Origin of the sequence: Paraburkholderia caffeinitolerans, from assembly GCF_902859945.1 — a bacterium.
GTDB lineage: Bacteria > Pseudomonadota > Gammaproteobacteria > Burkholderiales > Burkholderiaceae > Paraburkholderia > Paraburkholderia caffeinitolerans.
The window spans coordinates 19442-41060 of the sequence record NZ_CADIKL010000008.1; the positions used below are offsets into that span (position 1 = coordinate 19442).

A 21619-nucleotide genomic window follows, 5' to 3' on the forward strand; every position below is an offset into this window, starting at 1 on the left:
TTCCCCTTGGAGGGTGCGGGAGGATCGGTGGCACCCACGGGGTATTTATATCACAGCGTGATGCAAAAAATCTCGCTCTGTCCCTCTCTATCCCCCTCGCCGGCGGAACGTCTTGCGGCGAGAGGGACAATGCACGGCTTGTGGAAATTTCCGCGCGATTACGCGCTTACCGCCATGCGCACCGGGTTGCGGTATTCGCGCAGCAGTTGCTCCCGCTTGCTGGCCGCGGCGCGAATATTGTTCTCCTTCACATGGCCGAAACCGCGAATGTCATCGGGAATGCCCGCCAGCTTGAGCGCCGCCGTGAGACGTTCGGCATCGAGCGTCGTGCAGAATTCCTCGACCAGCGCGAGGTAATCGGCAATCAACTGACGTTCGCCGCGCCGCTCCGCCGTGTGGCCGAACACGTCCAGCGACGTGCCGCGCAGCCCCTTCATGCGCGCGAGCGCACGCAGTGCCGGCAGCACCCACGGGCCAAACTGCTTCTTCTTCAAGCGACCCTGTTCATCGCGCTTGGCGAGCAACGGCGGCGCGAGATGGAATTTCAGCTTGTAATCGCGGCCCGGCTCGCCTTCGAATTGCTCGCGCAGCTTCGCAAGGTAAGCGGGATCGGCATAGAGACGCGCGACTTCGTACTCGTCCTTGTAGGCCATGAGCTTCGCGAGATTCGCGGCAACGGAACGCGTAAGCGGCAGCTTCGTATTCCCGGTAGCTTGCATTTCTTTCGCACGAATCCGGTCGACGGCGTCGCGATAGCGCTGCGCATAAGCCGCGTTCTGGTACGCAGTCAACAACGCTTCGCGCGAGGCGATCACCGTGTCCAGCGACTCCGGCATGCGCACGACAATCGTCTGTTGCGTGGGCTTCGCCTGCGTCTGAATAGCGGCCTCGCCGTGTTGCGCCACATGGCGGCCCCAGTTGAACGCAAGGCGATTCTTCTCGACCGCCACGCCGTTGAGCTCGATCGCGTGCAGCAGGCTCGCAAGCTGAAGCGGCAGCCAGCCCTTCTGCCATGCAAAGCCCAGCAGCAGCGGATTGCTGTAAATCGTGTCGCCCAGCAGCGTCAATGCGAGTGCATTGGCGTCGATAAACTCGCAGCCCTCGCCAATGCTCTCGCGCAGGCTCGCTTCCGTCTGCGCGCCAGGGAATACCCACTTGGGATTGCGCACGAGGTCCGCCGTGGGCGTCGCGCCGCTGTTGACCGCGGCCACCGTTACGCCATGCTGGGTACGCGAAAGAACGTCGTTCGATGCGCTCACCAGCGCGTCGCAACCGATCACGAGGCGCGCTTCGCCCGTGGCGATGCGCGTCGCATGCAGCGCGCTGGGCGCGGAGGCAATCTGCACGTGACTGAGCACGGCGCCACCCTTCTGCGCGAGCCCGGCCATGTCGAGCACGGTCACGCCCTTGCGCTCGATATGCGCGGCCATGCCGATCAGCCCGCCGATGGTCACCACGCCCGTGCCGCCCACACCCGTGACGAGAATGCCGTAAGGCCGTGCGAGCGCGGGCAGCGTGGGCGCGGGCAGCGCGTCGAAATCGGGCGCGGCGGCGCTACGCGCGGCCTGCGGCTTGCGCAACTGCGCGCCTTCGGCCGTTACGAAGCTCGGGCAAAAGCCCTTCACGCACGAAAAATCCTTGTTGCACGACGATTGATTGATCCTGCGCTTGGTGCCCAGCGGCGTTTCGAGCGGCTCGACGGACAGGCAATTCGATTGCACCGAGCAGTCGCCGCAGCCCTCGCAAACCGCGTCGTTGATGAACGCGCGGCGTGCGGGATCGGGATACGTGCCGCGCTTGCGGCGGCGGCGCTTTTCCGTTGCGCAAGTCTGGTCGTAGATCAGCACGGTCGTGCCCGGCACTTCGCGCAGCGTGCGCTGCACGGTGTCCAGTTCATCGCGGTGGAAAATATCCACGCCCGCCGGCAGCGCGATACGCGAATCGTATTTCTCCGGCTCGTCCGAAACGATCACGACACGCTTCGCACCTTCGGCGTGAACCTGATGCACGATCTGCGAAACGGTCAGCACGCCGTCGATAGGCTGGCCGCCCGTCATGGCGACGGCATCGTTATAGAGAATCTTGTACGTAATGTTCGCGTTAGCCGCGATGGCCGCGCGAATGGCAAGCAGTCCGGAATGGAAATAGGTGCCGTCGCCGAGATTCGCAAACACGTGCTTGTCGCCGGCAAAGTGCATCTGCCCGATCCACGTCACGCCCTCTCCGCCCATCTGGCTGAAGGTTTCGGTCTTGCGATCCATCCAGATCGACATGTAATGGCAGCCGATGCCCGCGAGCGCGCGCGAGCCTTCGGGCACGTTGGTCGAGGTGTTGTGCGGGCAGCCCGAGCAGAACCACGGCTTGCGCTCGGCGCTGACCTGGGGCTTCGCGGCCTCGCGTTCCTTCGCCTCGATGATCGCCACGCGGGCCAGCATGCGGGCCCGCACGTCTTCGGGCAGGTCGGCGCGCGCGAGACGTCGAGCGATGGCCTTCGCGATCAGCGCGGGCGACAGTTCGTAATGCGCGGGCAAGAGCCAGTTGCCGCGCGGCACGGACCATTCGCCGCCTTCATTGTCGCGTTCGTCGAACTTGCCGTAGATCTTCGGGCGCACGTCCTCGCGCCAGTTGTATAGCTCTTCCTTTAGCGCGTATTCGAGAATCTGGCGCTTTTCTTCCACCACGAGAATCTCTTCCAGGCCGGTGGCGAATGCGCGTGCGTCCTGCGCATCGAGCGGCCACACGCAACCCACCTTCATGACGCGCAAACCGATCCGCTCGCACGTTTGATCGTCGAGGCCGAGGTCGCTGAGCGCCTGGCGCACATCGAGGTAGGCCTTGCCCGCGGTCATGATGCCGAAGCGCGGCTTCGGCGAATCGATCACGACACGATTGAGTTTGTTCGCGCGCACGTAGGCGAGCGCCGCATACCACTTCTCGTCGAGCAAGCGCGCTTCCTGCACGAGCGGCGTATCGGGCCAGCGGATATTGAGGCCGCCCGTGGGCATTGCGTAGTCGTCGGGCGTGACGATCTCCACGCGGTCCGGATCGAGATCGATCGACGCCGTGGATTCGATCACGTCGGTCACGCACTTCATGGCCACCCACAGGCCCGAGTAGCGGCTCATCGCCCAGCCGTGCAGACCGTAGTCGATGTACTCCTGCACGTTGGACGGATAGAGCACGGGAATGCCCGCCGCGATGAACGCGTGCTCCGACTGGTGCGCGACCGTGGAAGACTTTGCGGCGTGGTCGTCGCCCGCGAGCACGAGCACGCCGCCGTGGGCCGCGCTGCCTGCGGAATTCGCATGCTTGAACACGTCGCCGGTACGGTCGACGCCCGGGCCCTTGCCGTACCACATGCCGAATACGCCGTCACGCGTCGCGCCCGGCCACAAGTTGACCTGCTGCGAACCCCACACGGCGGTGGCGGCCAGATCTTCGTTCACGCCGGGCTGAAACACGATGTCGTTGTCGTGCAGATGCTTCTTGGCTTTCCACAGCGACTGATCGAGCGCCCCCAGCGGCGAGCCGCGATAGCCCGAAATGAAGCCAGCGGTGTTCAGGCCCGCCTTGCGGTCGCGGGCCTTTTGCAGCATCGGCAAACGCACCAGCGCCTGCGTGCCACTGATGTAAACCCGCCCGCGTTCGAGCGTGTACTTGTCGTCGAGCGAAACCGGGGTGGCCGGCGAGTCGATCGTTACGTCCTGTGCATCGTGTGCAATCGGGTCGCGCGCATTCATGGGGGTTTTGTCTCCAATGGATGATCGTTTTCCGGCGAGTATAGGAAGCCATATTCGTATCGTAAAATCACAAATAGGCAACTCTGATATGCGAAAAACAGATGGCGTTCGATCTCACTCTGCGGCAGCTCCGCTACTTCGTGGCGGCGGCGCAAACGGGCCAGTTCTCGATGGCGGCAGCCAACGAGCACGTCTCGCAATCGGCGATCACCAATGCGGTGCTCGCGTTGGAAAGCGGCTTGGACACGCGGCTCTTCGAGCGCCTGCCCCATGGCGTCGTGCTCACGCCGGACGGTCAGGATTTCTACAATCACGCGCGCCGCGTGCTGGACGCCGCGCGTGATGCAGTGCACAAACCGCCGTTTCGGGCGCACGACATGCGCGGGACCGTGCGCATTGCGGCAACCTATACGCTGCTCGGTTATTTCCTGCCCGAATTGCTCGCGCGCTTTCGGGCGACGTACCCGTTCGTGGATTTCGACTTGCAGGACCGCGAGCGCCCCGACATCGAGACCGCGGTGCTGAACGGCGAACTGGATCTGGGCGTGGTGCTGCTGTCGAACGTCGAGCGCCTGAGCCGCTTCGGCAGCCATGTACTCAATCGCTCGCGGCGGCAGTTGTGGATGGCGCCTTCGCATCCGCTCGCGCAGACCGACGCGCCGTCGCTGAAAGACATCGCCGCGCACCCCTATATTCTGATCACGGTGGACGAGGCCGAGCAGTCGACGCTGCGCTACTGGAAGAAGAAAAGCGCCAAGCCCAATATCGCGTTCCGCACCTCTTCGATGGAGGCGCTGCGCGGGCTCGTCGCCCACGGTTTTGGCGTGACGGTGCTATCGGATATGGTGTTTCGCCCGTGGTCGCTCGAAGGCAAGCGCATTGAGGCGCGCCCCATTCTCGACGCGATTCCGCCCATGGAAGCCGGCATGATCTGGCAGAAGAATGCGCAAATGAGCGGGCCCGCCGCCGCGCTGCAACAGTTTCTGATTCATGCGTGCGGTGCGTGAGCCCGCGCACGGCGATAAAACTCGAGCATCCAACGCTCAAACTCGAAGTCGATGCCCTGGCGCATCATGGGCTGGTTGCGCATCGGCGCAAGTCTTTCAGCCGGTCGAGACGCGCGAGCAGGTCTTTGGCCTGCCTCTGCGCGTGCATCGGCAGCGCCGGCGTGGCCAGGATCGCGCGGACCCTGGCCTGCCAATAGTCGAGACGAGTCATCGGGCCAGTTTCAGGCGCGCGCGCGCCCACCGCCGACTGCTCCAGATAGCAGAGAACATTGCCAATGTGCGCCAGATCTTTTTCGGCGAAATCGTTGCTCAAGATAGATCCCCGTTGCCTGCCGCACCACCTAGCGCACGCGCGCCACCGCGCGCAATAGCGCATCGCCACGCGGCGTCACGCGAGGTAGCGGAGCGCCGAATTCCGGCGGACCGATGTCGATCAACTGAAGCTCGCGAAGCGCGCCAAGCTCGATTCGGTCCGGCTCGATCCAGTCGGGCGCACTCTTCACCAGCATCAGCGTAGCAAGCTCGTGAGGACTCAACATGACACTACCTTCCACCCGTAAAGCCGAAAACAGAATGAACAAATACCCGCAGCGGCGGCTGCATGTCAGCACTGTCGATGGAGCGCCGTGTGGCGCGGGGACGTCGGCTATCCAGCCGATACGTGACGCCCCGGAAAAGGGCGTCGTCGTTTTTGCGGGGCCAAAACCGTTGCAGGCGCAACGGGGCCGGCCAGGGCGAGCAGGACAGCCGCGCTGGATTCCGGCGTAGTGGCAAAAGACGTTCTTTCAGGAACAGTCACGCATCGTCACCCGTTTCGCATCAACAGGCTGGCCGTTGCCACAGCGGCCAATGACCGGCGTCACAGCAGCCAGAAGCTCCGCTGCCTGCATATCGATGCGCCGATCAATTTAGAGTGTTAATTCTAACTTTGTTAAATCTGTCCCGTTCATGCATCGCATTTGGGGGTTTCCCCAATTCATGACTGTCGCTCACTCGTGTTGCGAGTGCGCTGGCAGGCCTCTGATGGCAGCGGCCTCTTAGCGGGGTCGGAGCGAATCGGGCCATAGGTGAACTGGCATTTCAATGCGTATGGCGCATTACCAGACAGCATTATTGCGTCGGCATCCTGAATAATATGCAACTCGTTTTCATGCGGGTTTAACACTATCAATCAACGGTTTGTCGTGCCGTTAGGAAAGGTTCGTAATGAGCATTCTCACGACCGAATCAACGGTACGACCTACCAGGAAATATTCCTCGATGTACACGCTCAGCTTCCGGCAAAAACTCTGGCTACCGCTCGTAGTCAGCCTGACCGCACTGCTCCTTGTATCGATCGGCTCCGCATGGCTCTCCTATCAGACACGCATGGAGGAGCGCCGCAATGATCTGAAGAATATCGCGCAGGTCGGACTCAGCATCGTCGAGGAATATGCCGCGCTTGCGCAAGGCGGTGCGCTCACGCCGGCGCAGGCGCGCAAGGAAGCGCTGGAACGGTTGCGCGGCCTGCGCTACGGCAGCGACGGCTACCTGCTCGTGATCGATTCGGCGCCCCGCATGATCATGCATCCGATCAAGCCTGGCACCGAGGGCAAGGACCTCTCTCAGGTGGCGGACGCCGATGGCCGGCACCATTACCTGAGCTTCGCGTCCGTTGCCCAGTCCCCGGCGGGCGGTTTCGTCGACTATGTGTTTCCGCATCCGAACGTCGTGCCGGCCAAGGCTGTCGACAAGCTCGGCTATGTCATTCGCTACGCGCCGTGGGACTGGATCATCTCGACAGGCGCCTACATCGACGACATCGAAGGTGCATTCATCCAGTCGCTCTACGTGTCGGGCGGTGTGTTCGCCGTGGTGGCCGCGCTGCTCGCGCTGATCGTCGTGTACACGAACCGCAGCATCGAGCACACGATCGGCGGCGATCCTCGCACGGCAGCGCACATGGCCGGTGCGATTGCCGCCGGTGACCTGGCGACACCTTTCGCCATTCGCGAGAAGGATCAACGCAGCCTGATGTTCGCGATCAGGCAGATGCGCGACGCACTTGCGATGACTGTCGCGCAGATACGGGCAAGCGCCGGCAACGTCGCGGCCGCTGCGGGCGAAATTGCGAACGGCAACATGGACTTGTCCGCGCGTACCGAAAGCCAGGCCGCTGCGCTGCAAGAAGCGGCGTCGAGCATGCATCAGTTGACTGGAATGGTGCGCGACACCTCGGAAAACGCACGGGCAGCGAGCGAGTTGGCCGGCACTGCCGCACAGATCACGAACCGCGGAGGCGACATGGTCACGCGCGCCGTCGCAACCATGCAGGAGATTCGCGACGAATCGCGCAAGATGGTCGACATCATCGGCGTGATCGAGGGCATTGCGTTTCAAACCAACATTCTTGCGCTGAATGCCGCCGTGGAAGCGGCGCGCGCCGGCGAGCAAGGCCGCGGCTTCGCCGTGGTGGCGGCCGAGGTGCGCACGCTCGCCCAGCGCAGCGCGAACGCGGCAAAGGAAATCCGCGCGTTGATTGGCCAGGCGGTCGAGCGCGTGGGCAACGGTGCGGAACTCGTCGAGGCCACCGGCGCGACGATCAGCGAAGCACAAAGCGCGATCGGACGCGTGACCAGCATCGTTCACGAGATCGCGGCGGCGGCAGCGGACCAGAGCAATGGGCTGGAACAGATCAATGCCGCCGTCGCACAGATGGACGACAAGACCCAGCAGAACGCAGCACTAGTAGAACAAGCGGCTGCGGCCACGCAATCGCTGGAGGAGCAGTCGCATCGTCTTCAGGAAGCGGTCGCGGTGTTCAGAACGACAGCGGACGCGCGTGGCTAACGTTGCCTCGGACAGGGTCTTGCAACTATGCCGATTTCTGCATCGGCGGGGTTTATTTCCCACAAGACCCAACAAGCTCCGGGTTCGTATATTGGTGGCAGCCGACCGTAAAAACGGAACGCGAGGAGACATGTGCCTGCAAGGCCATCGTAGGTGCGGGCACCAGCACGATTCACCATCGAGGAGCACTACAAGAATGACGTTTCATCGCACTGCCCTTTCCGCCGCATGTATCTTGGGTTTTACCCTGGCAAGCGCCTCCAGCGCCTTTGCAGCCTCGCCGGTCGACGTGAAGATCGGCTTTGCCGCGCCGCTCACGGGTGGTCAGGCTCACTACGGCGCCGACTTCCGCAGCGGCGTAGAGCTCGCCATCGAGGACATGAACGCCACCAACCCGGTCATCGGCGGCAAGCCCGTGCATTTCGTCCTTGACGCTCAGGACGACCAGGCCGACCCGCGCACCGGCACGACGGTCGCGCAAAAGCTCGTGGACGACGGCGTGGCCGCCGTGATCGGCCACTACAACTCGGGCACCAGCCTTCCGGCCGCGCCGATCTACGCGAAGGCGGGCATCCCCGAAATCGCCATGGCCACGGCGCCCACCTACACGCGTCTTGGCCTGCCCACCACGTTCCGTCTGCTGACTTCGGATACGCAGTTGGGCAGCGTGCTGGGCGACTACGCGGTGAAGGGTCTCAAGTTCAAGCGCATTGCGATCGTCGACGACCGCACCGCCTACGGGCAAGGCGTGGCCGTGGAGTTCACCAAGGCCGCCAAGGCAGCGGGCGCGACCATCGTCGATCAGGAATTCACGAACGACAAGGCCGTGGACTTCCGCGCGATTCTCACGAGGATCAAGTCGGCAAACGTGGATGCGGTGTTCTACGGCGGCGCCGACACCCAGGCCGCGCCGATGCTCAAGCAGATGCGCTCGCTGGCGATCAAGTCGACGCTGATCGGGCCGGACATGGTTCAGTCGGAAAACCTGATCAAGATTGCGGGCGAGTCGGCTGAAGGTACGCTGGCCGCATCGGAAGGCAGCCCGCTCGACCAGATGCCGGGCGGCAAGGCGTTTGCCGAGCGTTATGAAAAGCGCTTCAATCACCCGGTGGAACTGTACGCGCCGTACGCGTACGACGGCACGATGGCCGTGTTTAATGCCATGAAGAAGGCGGACTCGACCGATCCGCATGTGTTCCTTACCGCGCTGAAGGCGACGAACATGAAGGGTGTTACCACCAGCGAGCTCTCGTACGATCAGTACGGAGACCTGAAGTACGGCGGCGTGACGGTGTACAAGGTCCAGGGCGGCAAGTGGGTGCCATTGCAGACCGTGGGTACGAAGAAGTAAGGCATAAGATACTCGCGCGCCGCGCTCGTGTGTTTCGCGAGTGCGGCGCGTTTCTATTTCAGTGCGGGTCTAGCAATCTTCTGGCCTGGCGGTTGTTGCCACCGGCCTTCATTCGAACACGAGTTCGACGTCCGCGAGACACGGATAGTCTTTTTTAGGTTCTTCGCGGATTTCCGTGGAGGCCGATTGCGGACAGGCTGTAATCGGCCGATAGTGTTGAAAAACTCCCCGACCACGAGTTCAACGAGGTTTTCGTGGGTCCTCTTACCCCTAACCGATGCTCACGAGCGGCTTGTAGAGCGATCTGAGAGGCCGATTTTTCGCGAGTCGGTCCTGCTCCGCGGAGATAGGAGTTTTTCAACACTATCGGCCATGAAGTGTCATTCGTTAGCTTTGCGGCACTGACACTCGAACGTCCGCTGCGGCCTGCGAACGGCAATTCGATTCACGTATGTGAGCGACTGCATAAAATCGAACTTCCTTCTTGAGGTAATTTTCTCAGGCGTACCGCGTGACTTAGGCCACGTCAGTTTCGTCACTATCCTGCCATTTTTCCGCCACTGAAAGGTGAAGCTTGGAGTGTCGTGACGATTGCCGAGGTTCGGAAAGGTGGCGCGATCGCTCAACGACCTCGAATGGAATATCAAATATCTTGGCGAGTCTTCCGGAAAGATCCGGTGCATGAAGAAATTGGCGCCTAGCTTTCATTAACAGACGGACACGTCGCTTACGGTATACATCGACGACTCTCTCAACCGGGAGAGAGATCAGCTTCTCGGCAAGCGTCTTTACTGTTTTGACGGAAGGGGACGCGATAACTTCGGGAATGGCAAGAAACGCCTCAGACACAGAAGTCGCCGCAGTCCGAAGGTCTTGCCTTTCATCCGGCCAAAGTGAATTGGCCAATAGGTCAAGCTCTCTCGCTCGTTTTAGTCGCCTTTTTAGGGGAACGTCAGGGTCAGTAAGATCGCTTTCCAATTGATTCATCTGCGCGCGGTACTCTGCAAATTCCCTACGCAGCTCCAATGCAGCGTCGATTAACCCAGAAGGAGACGTAGCGTTTCGCACGATCATCGATGCAATTGGCGTTTCGGGAAAATTCACCGCAGCTCCAAGTTCGGCAAGCTTGGATATTTCGCGTTTCGCACCAGCATTCAATCGATCTAGAAGTAGCTCTGTCGCCCCTTTTCGAATTCGAAGCAGTTCACCTTCGTAGCCGGCGAGATTTTTCTCATCAACGTGAGATAAAATATATGGGACGCGAGCCAACGAAGCTGATTCTGCTACATGCAGCGGGGCTCCGTACCAAAATGCCATCTGAGCAGCCGCGAACGGAAGGTGGGCCCTACGCCTCGGCTGCTCTATCGCCAAGAACTTTGAAAATTCGCGCTGCAGAGCTCTGCTAGTGGGAGTGAGGCGGGCCGCAACATCATCGGCTGTGGGATCGCCGACGCCTATATGTGCCGCGTGTAGTACGCCTGCCTTAGCCAGCCGATCGATGATCGCTTCGTCGTCTAGGTCAAGGTCGCCCTTAAGGTGAAAAACAGAAAAATCAACCCAGTTTCGCTTACTATTGACTATCCTATCTGTCCTCTTTGAGAAGACTGGGATCGGGACAATGATCCGCTCGGTACAAACCACAAATTCGAGGAATTCAAGAAACTCGCGCAATACCTTGAAGGAAAAATAAGGTTCAATCTCAGGTTCAGATCTACGTTGTCTGCTGAAGCCCTGAAGAATTAGCCCTGGGTACGGAACGCGCCAGCGTGAAAGGAGAACATCGCCAGGTGTAGCGCTCAATGAATGCCGTTCTTGGTCTAGTTCGTCTGTCATAGCGGATGTGGTGGTTTCAGCGGAACAGAATTTTCCGTCCACATGCGGTCTCTCACGATGATTTGGATGTTTTGGCAATAGACGGGATACTACAAGAAAAGTAAGCCGATATCACGCGTACGATCAAATTTTGCTGCGAGTAATTTCATGAGGCTGGCCAAGCACCCCGGCCAGTAACGGGGTTGTTTATGTCCCAACTACTCGCGGTGTTCGCCACAATCGAAAGTGCGAGCGTGAATGTTGGACAGTCGCACGCAACTGCGCGTCCTGTTCGTGACGCTCAGCGGCTTTTTTGCCGACGAAGTTCTATGACCACGAAAGCATATGACTTGTCGACTGTCACTATAGGTTGAATGGCCGCTTCACCTTGGAAACAGCCGCTATGCCAATACAACAGTGGAAGGCCGCTTAGGGTCGACCACGGAAGTTCGTGGTTCTGCGGCCGCACAACGGCGGGCGCACCGCATCCGGGCCGGACCGTCGTCGGCTACATCCACTAAAATGAATGAACACCAGGAGACTACCGGGGTCCATCATGCACCGCATCTCGATCACGCGAGCGTGGAAACGAACAGCCAGGCCAATCCGTATCGCTGCGTGCATCGCTTTTTTGCTGTCACCACTTGCCCTGCCTGCCCAGGACGAAACACCGGGTATTGCCTTTTCCACGCTCGAGCCGGGCGGACCGCTGCCAGCGGGGTGGAAGAACTTGCCGGTGGTGCACGGCAAGGCGATGACGCAATACACACTAGTTCGCGACGGCAACACGACGGTCCTTCAGGCAGACGCGGATCGTTCCGCTTCCGCGCTGATGCATAAAGGCAATATCGAACTGACGCAGACACCCGTCGTGGCATGGCGCTGGAAAGCAGAAAAGCCTATCGAGGGCGCCGACAATCGTGTCGGTTCGAAGGAAGACGCACCCACGCGACTGGTATTTACATTTGACGGCGACGTGAGCAAGCTTTCGATTTTTGCTCGCACGAGCATGGCAATGGCAAAGCGCATGGGCGGCCAAGACCTGCCCTACGCGACGCTTATGTACATCTGGTCGACCTCGGCCGCGCAAGGCAGCGTCATCGCCAACCCTCACACGGACCGTGTTCAGATGATCGTCGTTTCCGGCCAACCGGGCGATGCCGGCCAGTGGCAAACCCTCCGTCGCAACATCGTGCAGGACTATGAGAAAGTCTTTCACGAGCCGCCAGGACGGATCACCAGCTACGGCCTGCTCACCGATACCGACAACACCGGCACTACGACGCGGGCATGGTATGGAGACGTTCGATTTCTCCCTGGGCCATAACTCACTGGAACAGTCGCCGCAAATCACCGGGGCTTGTAAGAGAACTTCTGGCCGCCGACGCTTGCCTCGTACATCAGCCCACCCTTGGCCACAGTGAATACGGCCATGCCTTTTCGATAGGATCCCGTAGTTTTTGCGTCGTTCTTGCCTCCACTGACGTTAGCAGACGTTCCGGTCGTGCCTGCCTGTGCGCCCGCCGCAGCAGTGATCGCGATTGCATTCGCATCTGCGCCGAATTCGAAGTTGCCGCCGGTGAATTCCTTGAGTGCGCGTTCGTCCTCGAACAGGATGAGTTCACTGTACACCTGGCCGCCTAGTTGCAAACCCACAGTGAGTTGAGTCATCGTCGCATCGCCGATATGTTTCCCTTGCTTATAGACGCGGCCCTTGCCACGGGCACCGCCGATACCGACTCCTCCCTTGCCAATCTTCGGAAACACGGCGTAGGCGTAGGCACTATGCAGAAGACTGCCGCTTTCTCCCGCATTCTTGAACAGGTTGAGTGTGTCCGAATACTCGTCGGCCCGAGCAGCAGAGACAGGCAATAACAGCAGGATTGTGAGCGTCAACATCAGACGTTTGAGCATGATTTGTTCTCCATGGATTGGGCGCATTCAAGCACTGCCGTGACGCATTTGCAGTGTATAACCAATTTCCCCCTCTAACTGCCTGGCGAACGTTGGCGCTTCGCCCGCCCGTTTCATCATCGTGAATGCCCGACTGCACCGCTTCGCTATGGCGTTAGCGACCGTCCGGCACACCGCCTGACCGTGTCGAATCCGACACCACTGACCATCCCGATCTATCAATCGTTATAGCCGTGAAGCCCCCAACCGCATTGGGGCACTCCGCGGTTTCCTCCATCGGGCTTATTCGACGCTTGCCGGCATGCGCGGAGGCATGCACATTCCTGCGGCCAATGGCAGGCATCGAAGAAGTGTTCGGAGATTTGCGCGATCTACGCAGCCGCACGCCTACTTCGATGCCGACGACAAGGGGCATCTCGCGGCCGCCCGCCCCCTTTTTGCGCACTCGCGCTGCGGCGGCCGGCGCAGGCGTGGGTTCCTCGACCGTGAATGTTGATGTAGTCCTCCCAATACTGCCCCACGCGCTACGCGGCTCGCCGTTATTCGCCCGATCTTGCCAGTCTCCCGGCGCCCCCTGACGCTCCCTCCCCAATTCATATTGATTAGACAACTTTCGGCAGGCTTACACGGCACACCATCTCGCAGAATCACGCAAATTCGGCCCACATTGGCCTATGCGTAAACCCTCATATCGGCAAAGTTGTCTATACAATATGCTTCGACCGTGGCAGTAAACCTACCTGCCTTAGCTATCAATTTTTTATGTGGAGGAAGTCCGTGACTTCGCGTTGCCAGGATACTCATCAAGTTACGGCGTTGTGCATCACCCCCGGAACGCTCACGCTCCCGCAGTTGCGCACTGTGCATCAGAACCCCGTACGACTCTCGCTCGACACCAGCTCCAATGAAGCCATCGAGCGCAGCGTGGCCTGCGTCGAGCAGATCATCGCGGAAGACCGCACGGCCTACGGCATCAACACCGGCTTCGGCCTGCTCGCTTCGACGCGCATCGCTCGCGAAGACCTCGAAAATCTCCAGCGCTCGCTGGTGCTCTCGCACGCTGCAGGCGTGGGCGAAGCGCTCGACGATGCGCTCGTGCGCCTGATCATGGTGCTCAAGATCAACAGCCTCGCACGCGGCATTTCTGGCATCCGCCGCTCGGTGATCGACGCGCTCATCGCGCTCGTGAACGCCGAGGTGTATCCGCGCATTCCCGTGAAGGGTTCGGTGGGCGCATCGGGCGACCTCGCGCCGCTCGCGCACATGTCGCTCGTGCTGCTGGGCGAAGGCGAAGCGCGCCACGACGGCCGCTGGATGCCGGCGCGCGAAGCGCTCAAGATCGCCGGCCTCGAGCCGCTCAGCCTCGCCGCGAAGGAAGGCCTCGCGCTGCTGAACGGCACGCAAGCCTCGACCGCGTACGCGCTCAAGGGCCTGTTCCTCGCCGAAGACCTCTACGCCGCCGCAAGCGTGTGTGGCGCGTTGAGCGTGGAAGCCATGCTCGGCTCGCGTGCACCGTTCGATCCGCGCATTCACGCCGCTCGCGGCCAGCGCGGCCAGATCGACGCGGCTGCTGTGTATCGTCACCTGCTCGGCGCATCGAGCCAGGTGGGCGCATCGCACGAGAATTGCGAGAAGGTTCAGGACCCGTATTCGCTGCGCTGCCAGCCGCAAGTCATGGGCGCGTGCCTCACGCAGATCCGCAACGCCGCTGAAGTCCTCGAAGTGGAATCGAACGCGGTTTCGGACAACCCGCTCGTGTTCCCCGAAGAAGGCGACGTCATTTCGGGCGGCAACTTCCACGCCGAACCCGTTGCAATGGCCGCCGACAATCTCGCGCTCGCGATTGCTGAAATCGGCTCGCTCAGCGAACGCCGCATCTCGCTGATGATGGACAAGCACATGTCGCAGCTTCCCGCGTTCCTCGTGGCGAACGGCGGTGTGAATTCGGGCTTCATGATCGCGCAGGTGACGGCCGCGGCGCTCGCCTCGGACAACAAGGCGCTCGCCCACCCCGCCAGCGTCGACAGCCTGCCGACCTCGGCCAACCAGGAAGACCACGTGTCGATGGCGCCCAATGCGGGCCGCCGTCTCTGGGAAATGGCCGACAACGTCAAGGGTGTGATCGCGATCGAATGGCTCGGCGCATGCCAGGGCCTGGACTTCCGCGAAGGCCTGAAGACCACCGACGCCCTGGAAACCGCGCGCTATATCCTGCGCCAGACCGTGCCGTTCTACGATAAGGACCGCTACTTCGCGCCCGACATCGAAGCAGCAAGCGCATTGATCGCCCAGCGCCATCTGAGCGCGCTGCTGCCCGCCGCCACGCTGCCGAGCCTGTAAAGGCCCGCATCGCGTATCAAGCATGCACGGCCGTCAGGAATACTGAGCAATGCATCGGCATTGCCCGGTGCCACCCCACGGCCGTGTCCAGGAGAAGATGAAGCGGGCCGGCGGTTAGCCCCGTTGGCGCCAGCCATCGGGGCCGGCCCGCTCAAGGAAAGAGACATTGGAAAATCTTCAGCGTAATCTCGGCGCCCGCCATATCCGGTTCCTCGCGATCGGCTCGGCCATTGGCACGGGGCTCTTCTACGGGTCGGCATCCGCGATCCAGCTCGCCGGCCCGGCAGTCATCCTCGCGTATATTCTCGGTGGCGCAGCGGTCTATATGGTCATGCGCGCACTCGGCGAGATGTCCGTGCGCAATCCGATCTCAGGTTCGTTCAGCCGCTACGCCGGCGACTACCTCGGCCCGCTCGCCGGCTTTCTCACCGGCTGGACCTATATCCTCGAAATGATCATCGTGGGCCTCGCGGACGTCACGGCCTTCGGCATCTACATGGCCTTCTGGTTTCCGCACACGCCGCAGTGGATCTGGGTGCTGGCGATCGTATTGCTGATCTGCGGCCTCAATCTGTGCAACGTGAAGATCTTCGGCGAAATGGAGTTCTGGCTCGCACTCGCGAAGATTATCGCCATTGGCGCGATGATCATTGGCGGCGCCGCCATTCTCGTGATGGGCATCGGCATGAATGGCGAGCAGGCACATGGGCTCTCGAATCTCTGGTCACATGGCGGTTTCGCGCCACACGGCATGGGTGGCCTGATCGCCTCGCTTGCGGTGGTGATGTTCGCATATGGCGGGGTCGAGATCATCGGCATTACGAGCGGTGAGGCGAAGAATCCCGAAGTAGTCCTGCCGCGCGCGATCAATGCGGTGCCGGTGCGTATCCTCCTGTTCTACGTGCTCACCATGGTCGTGCTGATGGCGGTGTTCCCGTGGACCAAGATCGACGGCCAGGGCAGCCCGTTCGTGCAGATCTTCTCGGGCCTCGGCATCAAGTCCGCAGCGACGATCCTGAACGTGGTCGTGATTTCCGCAGCGGTTTCAGCAATCAATAGCGACATCTTCGGCGCGTGCCGCATGATGTACGGCATGGCCGCGCAAGGCCAGGCGCCGCGCGTCTTCGCGATCACGTCGCGCGCGGGTGCGCCCTGGGTGACGGTGCTCGTGATGGGCGTGGCGCTGCTTGGCGGCGTGCTGCTCAACTATCTGATTCCGGACCAGATCTTCCTGATCATCGCTTCGATCGCGACGTTCGCCACGGTCTGGGTCTGGCTGATGATCCTGCTTTCGCAGGTGGCCATGCGCCGGCGTCTGTCCAGCGACGAAGTGCGCGCACTGAAGTTCAAGGTGCCGCTGTGGCCTGTCGGCCCCGCTGTAGCGATCGCGTTCATGATTTTCGTGATCGGCATTCTGGGCTACGAGCAGGACACGCGCATCGCGCTGTTCGTCGGCATCGGCTGGATCGCGCTGATGACGGTGGGCTGGTGGGCATGCAGCAAGCTCAACGGCACGCCCGCTTCGAGCGAGGAAAAGCGCGAGATGGCGAAGCAGAGCTGACGCGTTATTGCGTAGTTAGTGCGCACCGCAGTGCAACGCGCCCCGTATCCGGCATGGCTGGATACGGGGCGCGTTTTTTATTGCTTTCATCTGGAGAACAGACCGGCGGGCGTTCGCTTGCCACCGCCATCATGGCTTGCGTCGCCGAACCTCGGACAGCGCTTTCAATACATGTCCGCAAGGCTCCCGCGGCCGATTTGCGCCGTGTAGCGCCAGGCGCCCTCACTCGTCGCGCGACGGATCATACGGCACCACCTGCTCCTGTTCCTCTGGATGATTGCGCGCGACGATCGCCCTCGCGGGCGTCGTCTCGCTCAAATTGAATGGCTGGTGCGGCACGCCCGGCGGAATGAATAGAAAATCGCCGGCCTCGGTAATCACCGACTGGCGCAGCCCCGGGCCGTAGCGCGTCTCGACCTGGCCCTCGAGCACGTAGATGCCGGTTTCGTAGCCGCAATGACTATGCGGCTCGGCATGCCCGCCGGGCGGGACGACGACGAGATGCATCGACAAGCCCTTCGCTCCCGCCGTAGCGGAGGAGATGCCGACGAAATACGGCAGGCGCTGTGACGTGGCGATCTCCCTCGCCGGATGAACGGTCACCACAGCGGCCTGGGCGTCATTCGAATCGCGTTGCATGATGTGCTCCCCTGCATCGTCCAGCCCAAATTCTCCTGCGATTCGGCCTCGCCCGCTTTCCTGGCCGCGCTAGTCCTCGTCCGCCAGTTCAGCAACGGGCCGCCAGGCCCACGCCTCGAACTGATCCGGCGACACCGGCTTCGAATACAGAAAGCCCTGGGCGAAATCGCATCCCACCGCTTTAAGAAACGCCTCTTGCTCCGCCGTCTCCACACCCTCGGCAATCACCTGAATACCGAGCTTGTGCGCGAGCACCACCATCCCTTCGCAAAGCGCTTGATTATCTACATTCACGCTCAGATTCTGCACAAACGACCGGTCGATCTTCAGATAATCGATTTCGAAGCGCTGAAGATAAGCAAGCGATGAATAACCCGTGCCGAAATCGTCGATCGAAATGCCAATGCCGGCGCGGCGCAACGTCAGCAGTTTCTCATCGATATTCGACTCCGGCTGCAATAACACGCCCTCGGTAATTTCGACGGCAACGCTCCCGCCAGCCATGCCTTCCTGTTCGAGATATTCGGACCATCGCGCACATTGCATGCTGTCCTGGCGAACCTGCACCGGAGACATGTTGACGCTCACCTGAAACGCGCCGTGATATCGCTCGCGCCAGCGTCGCGCCTGCCTCATTGCCTGCCGGAATACCCAGTCGCCGATCGGCACGATCAGTCCCGTGTCTTCGGCCAGCGGGATGAATTCGAGCGGGCTGATCATGCCGCGCACCGGGTGGAACCAGCGAATCAGCGCCTCGGCCTTGCACACCGTGCCGGTCGCCAGCTCGATGATCGGCTGATAGAAAAGTTGAAACTGCCCTTCCGGCAAGGCGGCGCGCAAGTCGCTCGTGAGCCGCAAGCGCCTTTCGGCCACCACGCGCATGGCGGGCGTGAAATAGCAGAAGCGATTGCGCCCGGCATTCTTGGACGCGTACATGGCCTGATCGGCGTTCTTGAACAGCACGTCGAGTTCGTCGGCGTCGTCGGGATAGAACGTAATGCCTATACTCGCGGAAATGAATTCCTCGTCCGCGCCGAGCTTGAATGGCAATGCGAGGCTGGCATTGATCGCTCTCGCGAGTCGCTCTACGCGCTCGTCGTCTTCGAGCTCCGGAAGAATGATCGTGAACTCGTCGCCGCCCAGGCGCGCCACCGTATCCATTTCGCGCACGCACGCATTGATACGCCTCGCCGCCTCTACCAGCAGCACGTCGCCCGTGTCGTGGCCGAGCGAATCGTTGACTTCCTTGAAGCGGTCCAGGTCGATCAGCATCAGCGCCATACGCCGGCCCGAGCGGCGTGAGCGCTGCGCTTCGTGGTCGAGACGCTCATGGAACATCTGGCGATTCGGCAGGCCCGTGAGCGCGTCGAAATTGGCCTGCCGCCAGATCGTCGCCTCGAACGCCATGCGGTCCGAAAGATCGCGCCCGACTGCCATCACGGAATTGACCTCGCCAAAGAGGTCGATTTCCGGCGTGATGCGAATATGGGAGCATTGCTCGGAGCCTTCCTTGCCGACCCATCTCAGCTCGAATTGCGTGCTTTTTCCGCTGGCAATGACCTCGCGAATTTTCCTTTCGTAAATCAGCGCGTTCGGGCCGCCGGGAAGTTCCGATGGCCGCTTCCCAAGCGCTTCAACCAGACTGCTTCCTGAGGATGAGCAAAACGCGGGGTTCGCATAAATGCGGCGAACGTCGCGGTCGTAACGGGTAATGGTATCCGGCGAATTTTCGATCAAGGTGCGCGACTCGCGCTCGCGCGCCACGAGTTCTGCCGTGCGCTCGATAATGGTCTGTTCGAGCGAAGCGTTGATCTCGTTGATCTTCTGTATTTTCTGGCCGATCGCAGCACGCATTCGCTCGAAGCGCAATTCGAGCCTCGCCAGTTCGTCCTGCCCTCGCGCCGCGGTTCCCGCCGGCGCGCCGTCCTCGAACGGCACGCCCGCATCGTCGCCGGTATCGTGCATCTTGCGCAACAGCTTGCTGAGCGGCTCCGAAATGCTGCGCGAAATGAAGTACGCGAGAAAAAGCGAAAGCAGAAAACCCGAGATGCCCACCAGCACGATCTGGTTGCGCACTGCACGCACCTCGGCGGTCAGGCTCGTCTCCGCGATCATGCTCACCACGAGCCAACTCGTGTCGGGAATGCGCGCATACGCGACGAGGTAGCGCTCGCCTTGCAATCCCGTCACGGTCAGGAAGCGGCTCGCATCGCCTGCTGTGCCGTTGTGCTCGATGCTCCCGATCAGGCGGGACACCCACGGCTTGCCGCCATGCGCCTGGGCGTCGTCGGCCCGGATAACGACGGCTTTGCTGTCCGCATCGAGAATGCAGATCTCCATGCCGCTTCGCGAAGCCACGTTGCTGAAGATCGTGGAAAAGTACTGCGGCCTCACCACCAGAACCAGATTGCCGATTTTCTGGTCGTTGCTTTTGTCGAAGATCCCGGTGACCATCCCCAGGTTTTGCTCGCCCACGCCGTTGTCGTAGCTACCCCAGTAGGTGCGTTCGGGCTGGGCCTCGGCGCGCCCGACGAGGCTGCTGACGCCACGCGTCAATTGCGCAAACGCCTGCGTGTCCAGAATGCGATTGTTCTTGTCGAGCAGATATTTCTGGTTGATGAAATCCATCGAGCCGAAATGCTCGAGCAGCAGCCGCGCCATGTCTTCGCGCGCCTCGCTGCCGTGCCCGGTGCTCGTTGCGCCGGCAAGCGCGCCTTGCAGCCGGCTCGACACCACCAGCAGCTTGCTCTCGGTCTCGATCTGCTCCATGCGCATGCGCACGTTCTTGGACACCTGCTCGACCACTTCCCGCGAAAGGACCTCCGCATTCTCCTTGATCGCAGCAACCGATTTCACGTACGAGATGCAGCCCGAGATGATCACGGGGAGCAGGCACAGCAGTACGAAAGCCGCCATGAGCCGGTAACGGATCTCGACGCGACGAAGCAGATCCTGCGAGAGGTAGTCGAATGCGGGGCGTAGCGGAACAGGAATCAAGTTCATTATTTGTAGTGCATATTCGCTTCGTTCTTGACCGATTGATCCAGTCGCTTCGCCGCTAGTGCCGGCGTAATTTTGTGAAGCAGCACGTCCTGCATGAGCCCATGCACGTATTCAATGGTATTCGACGGCAACGACGAATAATACGGACTCGCGGTGACCGGATAGCGGCGGACCGCGTTGGTGTAATCGACGATCACCGGATCGCTCACCGCCGTGCCGGCATTCTCGCGGAACGGCGAAATGTTATGCCGTTTCTTTTGCAGAATCAGGAAGCCCTTGCCCGCCATAAATTCCAGAAAGCGTAACGCAGCGGCCTTGCGCGGCGTCTCGCACACGGCAAAACCCGTCTCGCTGCCGAGCACCGGCACCACCTGCGCGCCGCGCGCATTCCACGGCGGCACGAATACGCCGGTCTGAAAGGCATTGCCGTGCAGCATCGAGCCAGCCGACCAACTGCCTTCGAAAGCCATCGCCACCTTGCCCTCCTTGAAGAGCCGGATGCCTTCGTCATAGCCCGTCGTCATGAAAGCGGGCTGCACGTATCCGCGTTCCGGAATCAGCGCCATCTTGGCGAAAATGTCGGCCACCGCCGGTGTGTCGAGATTCAGCGTGCCGTCGGCCATCTTGTTGCGCCAATCCGCATCGTTTGCCACTACGTCATTGGCAAAGCCCGAAGCAAAGGGCCCGTTGCCGAGCATATTCGGAAAACCGCCGCTCCACATGATGGGCGTAAAACCCGCCCGCTTGAGCTGGGCGCAAACCCGCAGGAAAGCATAGAAGTCGGTCGGCAACTGGGTAATGCCGGCCTTTGCGAACATTTCCCGGTTGTAATAGATCATGGTTGTCGCGACGCCGCCCGAAATGCCAAACCCCTTGCCCCGGCGGCTGGTCCAATCCGCCTTGAGGGGAGTCAGCATGTTATTCCACGCGGAGGTCCCCCGTAAATCAGCAAGAACGCCCTGGTCCGCGAGTTCGGCCGCGTAGGCGTTGGGATTCACGCTCACGAAATCGGGCAGCGTGCCCCCCGCCACGCGCGGCTTGATATTCTCCTCGACCGAATTGCCGATCATGAACTGAACGTCCACACGCACGTCGGGATTGAGCTTGCTGAATTCGGCGGCGATCTGAAGCATCTCCTGCGGCCAGTCGGGCGCCCAGACCAATGCGGTGATGGTGGTCCGGGCGGCAGCAGTCGTCCTTGGCGTGGCGTCTTTGTGCGCGTGGCAACCAGACAGGAAAAACAGGCACGCCAGACCCGTCAAACCGTATCGCCACCACCAGAAGAATTTGGCTCGTCCCATGCAAGGCTCGTTTTCAGATTGAGGATGGCGCTTCATTGGGACTCGTGTCCGCAATAATGCCTCATCTGCCTATCGGCGGGAAAAGTCGATCCTTTAATTTGCCCTCTGCAATATTGACAATT

14 protein-coding genes are annotated in these 21619 nt (G+C 61.0%); 6 read left to right on the forward strand and 8 right to left on the reverse strand.

Features of this window, described 5'->3' with window-relative positions; genetic code table 11:
- Nucleotides 1–158: 158 nt before the first annotated feature.
- Nucleotides 159–3740: an indolepyruvate ferredoxin oxidoreductase family protein gene (locus HV773_RS09955; protein ID WP_175194892.1), complete on the reverse strand. Its 3582-nt coding sequence runs from the start codon at nucleotides 3738–3740 to the stop codon at nucleotides 159–161.
- A gap of 101 nt (nucleotides 3741–3841) precedes the next feature.
- Here HV773_RS09955 and HV773_RS09960 point away from each other — a divergent pair, with 101 nt between their 5' ends.
- Nucleotides 3842–4747: a LysR family transcriptional regulator gene (locus HV773_RS09960; RefSeq protein ID WP_175194894.1), complete on the forward strand. Its 906-nt coding sequence runs from the start codon at nucleotides 3842–3844 to the stop codon at nucleotides 4745–4747.
- 64 nt (nucleotides 4748–4811) lie between these two features.
- On the opposite strand, the gene HV773_RS09965 is transcribed toward HV773_RS09960, so the two are convergent.
- Both HV773_RS09965 and HV773_RS09970 read right to left on the reverse strand, forming a co-directional pair.
- Nucleotides 4812–5060: a hypothetical protein gene (locus HV773_RS09965; protein ID WP_175194896.1), complete on the reverse strand. Its 249-nt coding sequence runs from the start codon at nucleotides 5058–5060 to the stop codon at nucleotides 4812–4814.
- 28 nt (nucleotides 5061–5088) lie between these two features.
- Complete coding sequence (locus HV773_RS09970) at nucleotides 5089–5286, reverse strand: hypothetical protein (protein WP_175194898.1); 198 nt, start codon at nucleotides 5284–5286, stop codon at nucleotides 5089–5091.
- 721 nt (nucleotides 5287–6007) lie between these two features.
- On the opposite strand from HV773_RS09970, the gene HV773_RS09975 reads away from it, so the two are divergent.
- Both HV773_RS09975 and HV773_RS09980 read left to right on the forward strand, forming a co-directional pair.
- On the forward strand, nucleotides 6008–7576 hold the full coding sequence (locus tag HV773_RS09975) for a methyl-accepting chemotaxis protein (RefSeq protein WP_175194900.1): 1569 nt from the start codon (nucleotides 6008–6010) through the stop codon (nucleotides 7574–7576).
- A 196-nt stretch (nucleotides 7577–7772) separates the two neighbouring features.
- Nucleotides 7773–8927: a branched-chain amino acid ABC transporter substrate-binding protein gene (locus HV773_RS09980; protein WP_175194902.1), complete on the forward strand. Its 1155-nt coding sequence runs from the start codon at nucleotides 7773–7775 to the stop codon at nucleotides 8925–8927.
- 516 nt (nucleotides 8928–9443) lie between these two features.
- On the opposite strand, the gene HV773_RS09985 is transcribed toward HV773_RS09980, so the two are convergent.
- A complete protein-coding gene (locus HV773_RS09985; protein WP_175194904.1) occupies nucleotides 9444–10760 on the reverse strand; it encodes a hypothetical protein in 1317 nt (438 codons plus the stop codon).
- A gap of 535 nt (nucleotides 10761–11295) precedes the next feature.
- On the opposite strand from HV773_RS09985, the gene HV773_RS09990 reads away from it, so the two are divergent.
- Complete coding sequence (locus HV773_RS09990) at nucleotides 11296–12066, forward strand: DUF3047 domain-containing protein (RefSeq protein WP_175194906.1); 771 nt, start codon at nucleotides 11296–11298, stop codon at nucleotides 12064–12066.
- Nucleotides 12067–12089: 23 nt separating this feature from the next.
- Here the strand turns inward: HV773_RS09990 and HV773_RS09995 are convergent, their stop codons facing one another.
- Entirely contained in the window at nucleotides 12090–12653 is a 564-nt protein-coding gene (locus tag HV773_RS09995) for a YSC84-related protein (protein WP_175194908.1), read from the reverse strand.
- A 762-nt stretch (nucleotides 12654–13415) separates the two neighbouring features.
- On the opposite strand from HV773_RS09995, the gene hutH reads away from it, so the two are divergent.
- Both hutH and HV773_RS10005 read left to right on the forward strand, forming a co-directional pair.
- Nucleotides 13416–14993 (forward strand): histidine ammonia-lyase, encoded by a 1578-nt coding sequence (hutH, locus tag HV773_RS10000; protein WP_175194910.1) that lies wholly within the window; start codon nucleotides 13416–13418, stop codon nucleotides 14991–14993.
- 166 nt (nucleotides 14994–15159) lie between these two features.
- A complete protein-coding gene (locus tag HV773_RS10005; protein ID WP_175194912.1) occupies nucleotides 15160–16554 on the forward strand; it encodes an amino acid permease in 1395 nt (464 codons plus the stop codon).
- A gap of 222 nt (nucleotides 16555–16776) precedes the next feature.
- Here the strand turns inward: HV773_RS10005 and HV773_RS10010 are convergent, their stop codons facing one another.
- The 3 genes from HV773_RS10010 to HV773_RS10020 all read right to left on the reverse strand — a co-directional run bounded on the left by HV773_RS10010 (nucleotide 16777) and on the right by HV773_RS10020 (nucleotide 21497).
- A complete protein-coding gene (locus HV773_RS10010; RefSeq protein ID WP_175194914.1) occupies nucleotides 16777–17193 on the reverse strand; it encodes a cupin domain-containing protein in 417 nt (138 codons plus the stop codon).
- A 69-nt stretch (nucleotides 17194–17262) separates the two neighbouring features.
- Entirely contained in the window at nucleotides 17263–20196 is a 2934-nt protein-coding gene (locus HV773_RS10015) for a bifunctional diguanylate cyclase/phosphodiesterase (protein WP_175194916.1), read from the reverse strand.
- Nucleotides 20196–21497 (reverse strand): extracellular solute-binding protein, encoded by a 1302-nt coding sequence (locus tag HV773_RS10020; RefSeq protein ID WP_175195235.1) that lies wholly within the window; start codon nucleotides 21495–21497, stop codon nucleotides 20196–20198. Before HV773_RS10020 ends, HV773_RS10015 begins: the two co-directional genes overlap by 1 nt.
- Nucleotides 21498–21619: the final 122 nt, after the last annotated feature.